The sequence below is a fragment of the Nodosilinea sp. FACHB-131 genome (assembly GCF_014695395.1).
Lineage (GTDB): Bacteria > Cyanobacteriota > Cyanobacteriia > Phormidesmidales > Phormidesmidaceae > Nodosilinea.
Genome location: NZ_JACJOF010000008.1, coordinates 107,801 through 116,638, shown reverse-complemented (window position 1 = coordinate 116,638; position 8,838 = coordinate 107,801). Strand labels below are relative to the sequence as shown.

Here is an 8,838-nt window from a genome sequence, read left to right as displayed (position 1 = left end):
GCAGCAAGCACTTTGTTACGGAGGTCATCACTATAAGCGGCTGGCATCAGACGTGGGGGTACAGTAGACGCACTTCCCTCTATATTGTCCTAATTACACCTTCGACTGCAATATAAGCTGTCAGGCCGCACAAAGACCAGGTTACAGCGATCGCAGCGTTAGTAGGCGCGATAATGGCGCAGCTCTGGGCGATCGCGGTGGATATCCTGACCCTGCCCACCGCGTCGTGGGGGACACCGTTCAGCAAAAAGGGGTGGGCTTGCGCCCACCCCTTTTTGTTAGCCCACAGCTAGGGTCTATTCCACCCCTTCGATCCGGTCTTCCACTTCCTGGTAGAGCTCTTGCAGCTTCTCCAAGTTTTCATCGCTGGTTTCCCAGTAGCCGCGCCCGTTCACTTCCAGCAGAGTTGACACCATGCGGCGGAAGGAGTTGGGGTTGAGATCCATCAGGCGCTTGCACATCTCCGGGTCTTGAATGAAGGTGGTGTTCACGTCCTCATAGACCCAGTTATCGACGGCGCCCGCCGTAGCCGACCAGCCCATAGTATTCACCAGGCGCTTCGACAGCTCGCGCACCCCTTCGTAGCCGTGGGAGAGCATGCCCTCGTACCACTTGGGGTTGAGCATCTTGGTGCGGGCATCTAGTCTCACCGTTTCTGACAAGGTACGCACCTGGGCGTTGGCGGTAGTGGTGTCGGCAATGTAGGCGGCCGGAGCTTTGCCGTCATCGCGCAGACTAGCCACCAGCTTGGTGGGGTCAGAGTCGAAGTAGTGCGACACATCGGTGAGAGAGATTTCTGACGAATCGAGGTTTTGGAAGGTGGCCTCGGCAGTCTTCAGGGCCGACTCAAACAGACCCCGGTTGCTATCCATGACGCCAGGGTTATCGGAGTTGAAGGCAAAGGACTTGCGCTTCAGGTACATCTCCTGGAGTTCGGCCTCGTTCTCCCAGGTGCTGTTTTCCACCGCCAGGTTGATGTTGGAGGAATAAGAACCCGAAGCATTGGAGAAGATGCGGGTAGCGGCTTCGCGCACCGAGAGACCCATTTCTGCCGCTTGCTCTAGGGCATGCTTGCGGACGAAGTTCATCTCCAAGGGCTCATCGGCTTCGGCGGCCATTTTCACGGCGCGATCGAGCAGGGCCATCTGGTTGATGAAGAGATCGCGGAATACCCCAGAGCAGTTGACCACGATGTCGATGCGGGGGCGGCCCAGTTCTTCCAGCGACAGCAGCTCCAGTTTATTTACCCGGCCCAGAGAGTCGGGCACAGGCTTGACGCCGACAAACCACATCATCTGGGCAAGAGACTCGCCGTAGGTTTTGATGTTGTCAGTGCCCCAGAGCACGGTAGCAATGGTTTCAGGATAGGCTCCGCCGTTCTCCTGCCGCTGGCGCTCCAGTAATCTGTCCACCACGATTTTGGCCGACTGCACGGCGGCGGTGGTGGGGATGGACTGGGGATCGAGGGCGTGGATGTTTTTGCCGGTAGGCAGCACATCAGGGTTGCGGATCGGGTCGCCGCCGGGGCCGGGGAGCAGGTATTCGCCTTCGAGGGCTTGCAGCAGTGCGCCCAGTTCGTTGTCGGCGCAGACCTGCTCAAGACAGAACTCCAGGTATTCCATCAGGGGTTTGATGGCATCGGCGTCGACGTTCTTGTAGCCCGCCTCATGGAGAGCTCTGATCCAAGGTTCTTTGCGACCAATATTGAGGAAGTTGAGCCGCGACACCATGGAAACGCGCCCTTCGGCGTCGATCTGCTCGTGGACGAGGGCGGAGATAGCGGCACGAACACCCTGATTGATGTCGTAGAGGAGTTGAACATCGGCAAGGTGGCCGCGATCGCTATTCCCGTAAATGTCATCGATATCCCGCCCAATGCTCTCAGCGATGAGTCGCTGCAGGCTCTTGATGCCGTCTTCCTCGCGATCGAGGCTGCCGATGTTGACTAGCGTGGCGATCGCCTCCTCGGCTGTAGGCGGCTTGCCCACCACATGCAGACCGCAGGGCAGCAGCCGCGACTCGATCTCCATCAGCTTGATGTAGATCTTGCCCACTAAGCCGTCGCGCTCTTCGTTAGAGAGTTCGCCGGTATCGCCTTCGGGTAGCTCCACATCCTTGTCCAGGTTGCAGATCCGCGCGGTTTCGATGATGGCGTTGACAATCTGCACTGCCCGACCGCTCTCCTTGTTGCTCTGGTAGGAGCCGATCAGCTCGCTCAGTTCCTTGAGTCCTTTGTAGAGACCCGCATTCTCAGCAGGAGGGGTGAGGTAGCTGATAGTCTCGGCGTAGCCGCGGCGCTTGGCGATCGTGGCCTCGGAGGGGTTGTTGGCGGCGTAGTAATAGAGGTTGGGGATGCTGCCGATCAGGTTGTCGGGGTAGCAGGTGCCCGACATGCCCATCTGCTTGCCGGGCATAAACTCCAGCGACCCGTGGGTGCCAAAGTGCAGCACTGCATCCGCACCCCAGATTTTATTCAGGTAGGTGTAGTAGGCGGCAAAGCCGTGGTGGGGGCTAGCGGAGCGGGAGAACAGCAGCCGCATGGGGTCGCCCTCGTAGCCAAAGGTAGGCTGCACGCCGATGAACACATTGCCAAAGGCCTTACCGTAAACCAGCATGTTCTCGCCGTCAGTATTCAGGTTGCCCGGCGGTGGCCCCCAGTTTTCTTCCATGCGCTCGGCGTAGGGGGTCAGGGCCTGGTACTCGCGCACGGGCATGCGGTAGGCAATGTTCAGCTCGGGGCTAGCGTACTGGGCCTGGGCATCGTGGATGACTTCCTGGAGCAGGGCTTGGGGCGACTCGGGCAGATCCTGCACGTCGTAGCCGTTCTGCTTCATCGCCTCCAGCACTTTGTAGATAGAACCGAATACGTCCAGGTAGGCGGCGGTACCCACGTTACCTTTGTCGGGGGGGAAGCTGAAGACGGTGATGGCCAGCTTTTTGTCGAGCTTGGGCTTGCGGCGCAGGTTGGCCCACTTCATTGCCCGCTGGGTAATGGATTCAATCCGATCCTGGAGCGAAATTGCCCGTCCGGTCAGACCGTCGCGGCCCGAGAGCACAATCGGCTCGATCGCCCCATCCAGCTCAGGAATCGCCATTTGCAGCGCCACCTGAATAGGGTGCAGGCCCAGGTCACTGTCTTCCCACTCCTCGGTGGTTTGAAAGACCAGGGGTAGCGCCACCATATAGGGGCGGTTGAGGCGCTTGAGTGTTTCGATCGCCTTGGGATGATCCTGCCGGGCCGGGCCGCCCACCAGGGCAAAGCCGGTGAGGGAAACCACAGCATCGACAATGGTTTTGGTATTGTCTACCGGGTCAAAGAAGTAGGCATTCACGGGCTTAGAAAAATCTAGACCGCCCGCAAACACGGGAATCACCTTCGCGCCCAAGTACTCAAACTCCTGCACCATGGCCACATAGTGGGCCTCGTCTCCAGTCACTAGGTGGGTGCGCTGGAGTACCAGACCAATGGTAGGAGCAAGGGGATCTTTGAGATCCTCAGAAATGTCGCGGCGGGAGGCGTGCCAGTTGAGGTACTCCTTGATGTCCTCAAACATGTGCGGCGCCATGGGGTGCCAGATGCCCATGTCGGGATAGGTGACGGGCTCTTGGTAATCGAGGCTTTCGGGCTGGGGAGCACCCTCAATTTGGCTGTCGGTGATCACGTAGCGATCGGCCAGCATGAGAAAGAAGTTTTCCAGGTTCTCGGGGGAACCGCCCAGCCAATACTGGAAGCTGAGCATAAAGTTGCGGGCATCCTGGGCCTTCTCGACCGGCAGATACTTAAGCACCGTGGGCAGAGTGCGCAGCAGCTTCAGCATCGCATCTTGGAAGCCCGCCCCGGACTTCTCCTTCCGCTTCTTCATAAAGGAGGCGATCATGCTCTTCGACTGGCCGAGCTGGGCCATGGAGAAGCTGCCCATCTTATTGAGGCGCATGACTTGGGGCATAGAAGGGAAGCACACAGCCACATCGAGGCCATCGCGAAGGGGGGCAACCGCTTCAACAACCTTGTCGGCTAGGTCTTCGATAAAGATCAGCGAGGCAATAAATACGTTAGCCTCGGCCACATCCTGCTTGAACGCCGCGTAGTTGTTGGCGTCGCGCAGTTCTTCAATCAGGTAGCCGTTGACTTCGAAGGCTACTTGAGAGTTGCTGGCGTTGATCGACCGGATGGCCGAAGACAAAGAGCTCTGGTATTGAGGCTCTAGAACCACATAGACCACCTTAACCAGATGCCGCCCGTTGAGGTCATCGGGGGCAATGTGGCGAACAGTGGGCTTGACGTGGGTGAACATGCAGTAAAACTCCTTTCGCGGCTAAGTCTGGGGATGAGAAGGCTGCGGGCGCAGAATCAGCAGCAGTGAGCAGGGCAAACTGCTGGCAGACTCTGGGGCTTGTGTAGGAAATATTTCGTAATGAAAGCAAAATCAGTGATGTCTTTCATGTTTGTATCAGAAAACCTTGCCAGATAAGGATTCGAGCGTTTAGGTGACACAATTTGAAATAAATCAGTCTGGGCTTTGTTAACAAAATTTACAGTACGGCGGGATCACTCCTCTCGATTTCGTAACAAAATATTAATTAAATGCTGGACAAGGAAATATATCTTGCTCACTCAGCCCTTGACTCTACAGCGGGCTGGAATGTGTAGGCTTGAAACATCAGGCATTTGGGAGACGAACTATGCGTTTGAGACAGCCTATAGCGACGATGCTAGCCCTGGCTACCCTGGTACCGCTAGCCTCCTGCGGCACTAGCAACATGGAAGCCATGCACGAAGGTCATACCGCTGGAGACAGGGCTGAAGAGCAGATGATGCACAGCGGTCACGGGATGGATTTAGGCCCAGCCGACGCTACCTACGACCTGCGCTTTATCGACGGCATGACGCCTCACCACGAGGGCGCCGTGGTGATGGCCGAAGCGGCACTGGAGAACTCCCAGAGACCCGAGATTCGCCAGCTAGCAGAAAACATCATTGCAGCCCAGCAGGTAGAGATTGCCCAGATGAAGGAGTGGCGGGCCGAATGGTACCCTGATGCCCCTGCCGAGCCGATGATGTACCACGCCGAAATGAAGCACGACATGGCTATGAGCGAGGAAATGATTAGCTCTATGCGCATGGATATGGATTTAGCCGGAGCCGATGACGAGTTCGACCTACGCTTTATCAACGCGATGATTCCTCACCATGAGGGAGCTGTAGCGATGGCGGAGGATTTGAAGGAGAAGAGTAGCCGGCCTGAGTTGCTTACCCTAGCCGACGAGATCATTACCTCTCAGCAGGCTGAAATCGACCAGATGACGCAGTGGCGACAGGCATGGTACGGGCAATAACTCGCAAGCGCGCCCCCGATCGATCGGGGGCGCGCTTGCGCAACGGTTGGGGGAACAAGGGCTTACCCCATCGACCTAACTACTCAAGCCACTGCTTAACGCGCGACAGGCTCTTCCAGTCGGGCTTGCGAACCAGACCGTCATTGATACTGTCCATGACTTCCTGTTTCAGGTCGTCGGCGACGGTCATCACTTGGCTAGCGATTTCGACATGCTCGCGCACACCGGGCTTACCCGAGTCGAGCATAGCCACCGCTAAGTTTACCCGTCCTTGAGGATCTTGAGGGTTGAGCTTGACGGCTTTTTGGGCTGCTTTGAGGCCGGCGTTGGGCTTGTCGGTGAGCAGGTAGAGCCAGGCCAGGCAGGCCCAGGCGGCAGCACTCTTAGGAGCGCGATCGCACACCTCCTTGAACACAGGAATCAGCTCAGCGGGATCTTCGCCCTTTTTGTAGCGCTCGATGCCCTCATCGAACAGGGTTTCTACGGTTTGAGTCATGGTCTATGAACTATCTAGAGCGATATCCAGCAAAGCATATAGTGTAGCCCCGTGGGGTGTCTCTACGCCCCGAAGGACTTGCCGCAGCCGCAGGTCTGGACGGCGTTGGGGTTGGTAAACTGGAAACCGCCACCGATCAGCGCGTCGCTGTAGTCGAGCATGAGCCCATAGAGGTACAGCAGACTCTTTTTGTCGCAGATCACGCGAAAGCCGTCGTAGTCATAGACTTCATCGTGTTCATTGATGTTGGCAGGGTCTTCAAAATCCATGGTGTAGGACATGCCAGAGCAGCCGCCTTGGCGCACCCCTACTCGCAGGCAGAGCTCTTTGTTGCCCTGGGACTGCTGGAGAGCCTTAACGTGCCGCAGGGCCGTTTCCGACATCAAAATGCCTCGGGTTTGTTCGGTGGCTTGAGCCATTGCAACCTTTCGATGTAAGTACAGCTTCTACCATCATAAACAGAGTCACCCCAACCGCAGCTAGAGCAGGCCAAATTGTTTTGAAATCTAACACTTTCGTCGTCTAGGCTTAGCTGATACCGTCAAGAATTTCTATAGTTTATAGCAGCCGCTCCGAGCTTCCCCTGCCCTAGGAGGGATGCTAGCCGAGGTGCAGTATCTCAACTTAGGGGACTGCACTGAAGGGCTCGCGGTTGAGTTGCTGTGGGCAGTTGATGATTAAACTTGGCTATGCTGACCAAAGCTGTGCCCAAGCCAGCGGTCGCCTAACCATTTGTTCCATCTGTCGTTATCGTTAGCCCATGACTCGATTGAACCGCATTACCATCGATCGCCTGAAGCGGCTGCCCCGTGTAGCAAGCGTATGGGAGGGCGATCGCCGTTCGGTGGGCGGTTTGATGGATGACGACGGCGGCCTGCGCCAGCGCCATACCGAAACCAGCGACTGCATTCTTTGGGTGGACAGCAGCCACGGCGCGGTGCGGGGGCTGACCATTGTGCCCACCACCTGCGGCTACGAGCCGGTAGTGCGCACGCTGCTACAGGCGATCGAGTCACCCCAGGGCAACCTGGCCCCGGCGCGGCCGCACAAGATTGTGGTCAGCGATCGCGAAATTCAGTTTTATCTGCGGGGGGCGCTCCAGGGGCTCGATATCGCCATTGACTACGCCCCCGAGCTGCCCCTGATCGACGAGCTGTTCAACGCTCTCCAGCAGTCGGCCGAGATGACCGAGGCCGAGCTGCCCCCTCGCTACGCCGAGGCCATGCTCGACAAGGCCATGGAGATTTGGGAACTCGCCCCCTGGAACACCCTCAACGAGCAGCAGGTGCTAGCCGTGGAGCTAAACACCTGGGATCTCGAAACCCTCTACGTGTCGATGCTGGGTATGGGCGGCGTGGAGTATGGCCTGCTGATGTACCGCTCCCTCGACTCGCTCAAGCAGTTTCGCCAGCGGGTGCTGATGGGGCAGCAGTCGCCCAAGCAGATGCAGGAAGCCTTTTTAGAGCAAGACTGCCTGTTTCTCAACTTTGAGCTGTTTGACGACGAACCTTTCCCCAACATGCCCCAGCCAGCGAGCTGGCTGGCCTCAGCCCCTGAGGCAGTGCAGCCCGACTTTGGCAGCATTCACCCCCTAGAGGGCATGCGCAGCCAGCTCGCCGACGAAGAAGGAGCGACGTTTTTGGTGGTGCTGGAGGCTCTGCAGCGCTTTATCACTCGCTACCGAGCTCAGCTCGAAAAGCCTCCCCTCAAGGCGCTCCAGAGTAGCTACAAAATCCCTAACCCCGAGAAAAATGGTGGCGCGTCGCCGCTGAAGGTGACGGTTAAAACCCTGCCCGAAGTGACCGCAGAGCTGGCCGCCGACGCCGATGATGTCTTCGGCGACGACGGCCCCGAGGGCCTGGTTAATTTTCCGGTGCTGCGCGACGACTATGTGCCCGAGGGGGCGATCATCATCCTCACTCAGTTTCAGCAGCAAGTGCTCAACGATCTGCGCCATGACTCGGCGATCGCCTTTCAGGGCCTAGAGGGCAAATGGACCCACAATGGCACCGCTGACTCCCCCGATCTGCCGGTGGTGCTGATTCAAACCTCACGCCCCAAGGCCAAGACCCTGATCCAGCAACTGCAAGAGGCCCAGGGCGTGCAGGCTGTGTGCTTTAACCCCGGCAGCGACCCCTTTAGCGGCGAAGCCTTTGAGCTGGGCATGCTACAAACCGGCGATGGCGAGCTGCACCTGTTCGCCGAATACGAAACCAACGGCAGCACCGATCGCCACCTGCTAGAGCGCTGGAATACCTGGCAGCGGGAGTGTAACGGGTCTTGTGCAGTCATCATTGCCAGCGGCATTACCGGCAGCAGCAAGGGCAAGCCTAGCGTGAAGGATATTTTGGGCGTGTTTGAAGCCCGCTGCAAGACACCCAAGGACTTACACCTGCCGCCGCTGATGTTGCAGTATGCAACGGAGTGGGAGCTGGACTAGGGAGCAGTGAAGGGATAGATGGATCAGGGAGTAGGGTGGGCAATGCCCACCGCTGACTCACGGATTATTGAGAAAATCCTAGTGGAGAAGGCTTTGGCCGAGGCATCTATAGGCTGCACCAGTGCTTTTGTAGCCATAGCCAGCGCGAATTTTGAGCAGTTGGTAGGCTTTTATGGCGAACTGCTCCATCAGGCGGCCCAGCCCTACCAGCGCGATCGCTACGCCGAGTTTCAGCTACCGGGGCTGAGATTAGCGATTTTTAAGCCCAAAACTGACCAGGTAGCTCAGTTTGCTGCCCATAGCAGTGGCGCGATGAGTCTGTGCTTAGAGGTGACGGATTTGGCCGGGGCGATCGCCCGCCTCACCCACCTAGGCTGTGCGCCCCCTGGCCCTGTGCTGACGGCCTCCCACGGTCGCGAGGTTTATGCCTACGACCCCGACGGCAATCGGCTGATTTTGCACCAGGGTCCTGCCGAGCCAGGCTGAGTGCTTGGCCCGCAGATTTCTGCCCTAAGATCTTTGGGAAACGTGGCAGTATTGAGAGGGTACGGCCTTTGGGGCCTAA

At 57.9% G+C, this 8,838-nt stretch carries 6 protein-coding genes; 3 read left to right on the top strand and 3 right to left on the bottom strand.

Translation table 11 applies throughout. The features are described from left to right. Window positions 1-296: 296 nt before the first annotated feature. Window positions 297-4,295: a magnesium chelatase subunit H gene (locus tag H6F75_RS05230; protein WP_190749910.1), complete on the bottom strand. Its 3,999-nt coding sequence runs from the start codon at window positions 4,293-4,295 to the stop codon at window positions 297-299. Window positions 4,296-4,683: 388 nt separating this feature from the next. On the opposite strand from H6F75_RS05230, the gene H6F75_RS05225 reads away from it, so the two are divergent. Continuing rightward, a complete protein-coding gene (locus H6F75_RS05225) occupies window positions 4,684-5,337 on the top strand; it encodes a DUF305 domain-containing protein (RefSeq protein WP_190749908.1) in 654 nt (217 codons plus the stop codon). 79 nt (window positions 5,338-5,416) lie between these two features. Here the strand turns inward: H6F75_RS05225 and H6F75_RS05220 are convergent, their stop codons facing one another. Together H6F75_RS05220 and H6F75_RS05215 are read right to left on the bottom strand one after the other, a co-directional pair. After that, window positions 5,417-5,833 (bottom strand): hypothetical protein, encoded by a 417-nt coding sequence (locus H6F75_RS05220; RefSeq protein ID WP_190749906.1) that lies wholly within the window; start codon window positions 5,831-5,833, stop codon window positions 5,417-5,419. A gap of 62 nt (window positions 5,834-5,895) precedes the next feature. Then, window positions 5,896-6,252 carry an iron-sulfur cluster assembly accessory protein gene (locus H6F75_RS05215; protein ID WP_190749904.1) on the bottom strand — a complete coding sequence of 119 codons (357 nt, stop codon included), beginning with the start codon at window positions 6,250-6,252 and terminating at the stop codon, window positions 5,896-5,898. Window positions 6,253-6,593: 341 nt separating this feature from the next. On the opposite strand from H6F75_RS05215, the gene H6F75_RS05210 reads away from it, so the two are divergent. Both H6F75_RS05210 and H6F75_RS05205 read left to right on the top strand, forming a co-directional pair. Next, a complete protein-coding gene (locus H6F75_RS05210; RefSeq protein WP_190749902.1) occupies window positions 6,594-8,273 on the top strand; it encodes a hypothetical protein in 1,680 nt (559 codons plus the stop codon). 18 nt (window positions 8,274-8,291) lie between these two features. Further along, entirely contained in the window at window positions 8,292-8,759 is a 468-nt protein-coding gene (locus tag H6F75_RS05205; protein WP_242019699.1) for a VOC family protein, read from the top strand. The last annotated feature ends 79 nt before the right edge of the window (window positions 8,760-8,838 follow it).

What these genes read in the sequence shown, in the direction of transcription:
- H6F75_RS05210 (WP_190749902.1), top strand. Translation starts at nt 6,594, where the DNA reads ATGACTCGATTGAACCGCATTACCATCGATCGCCTGAAGCGGCTGCCC.
- H6F75_RS05215 (WP_190749904.1), bottom strand. Translation starts at nt 6,252, where the DNA reads ATGGCTCAAGCCACCGAACAAACCCGAGGCATTTTGATGTCGGAAACG.
- H6F75_RS05230 (WP_190749910.1), bottom strand. Translation starts at nt 4,295, where the DNA reads ATGTTCACCCACGTCAAGCCCACTGTTCGCCACATTGCCCCCGATGAC.
- H6F75_RS05205 (WP_242019699.1), top strand. Translation starts at nt 8,292, where the DNA reads ATGGATCAGGGAGTAGGGTGGGCAATGCCCACCGCTGACTCACGGATT.
- H6F75_RS05225 (WP_190749908.1), top strand. Translation starts at nt 4,684, where the DNA reads ATGCGTTTGAGACAGCCTATAGCGACGATGCTAGCCCTGGCTACCCTG.
- H6F75_RS05220 (WP_190749906.1), bottom strand. Translation starts at nt 5,833, where the DNA reads ATGACTCAAACCGTAGAAACCCTGTTCGATGAGGGCATCGAGCGCTAC.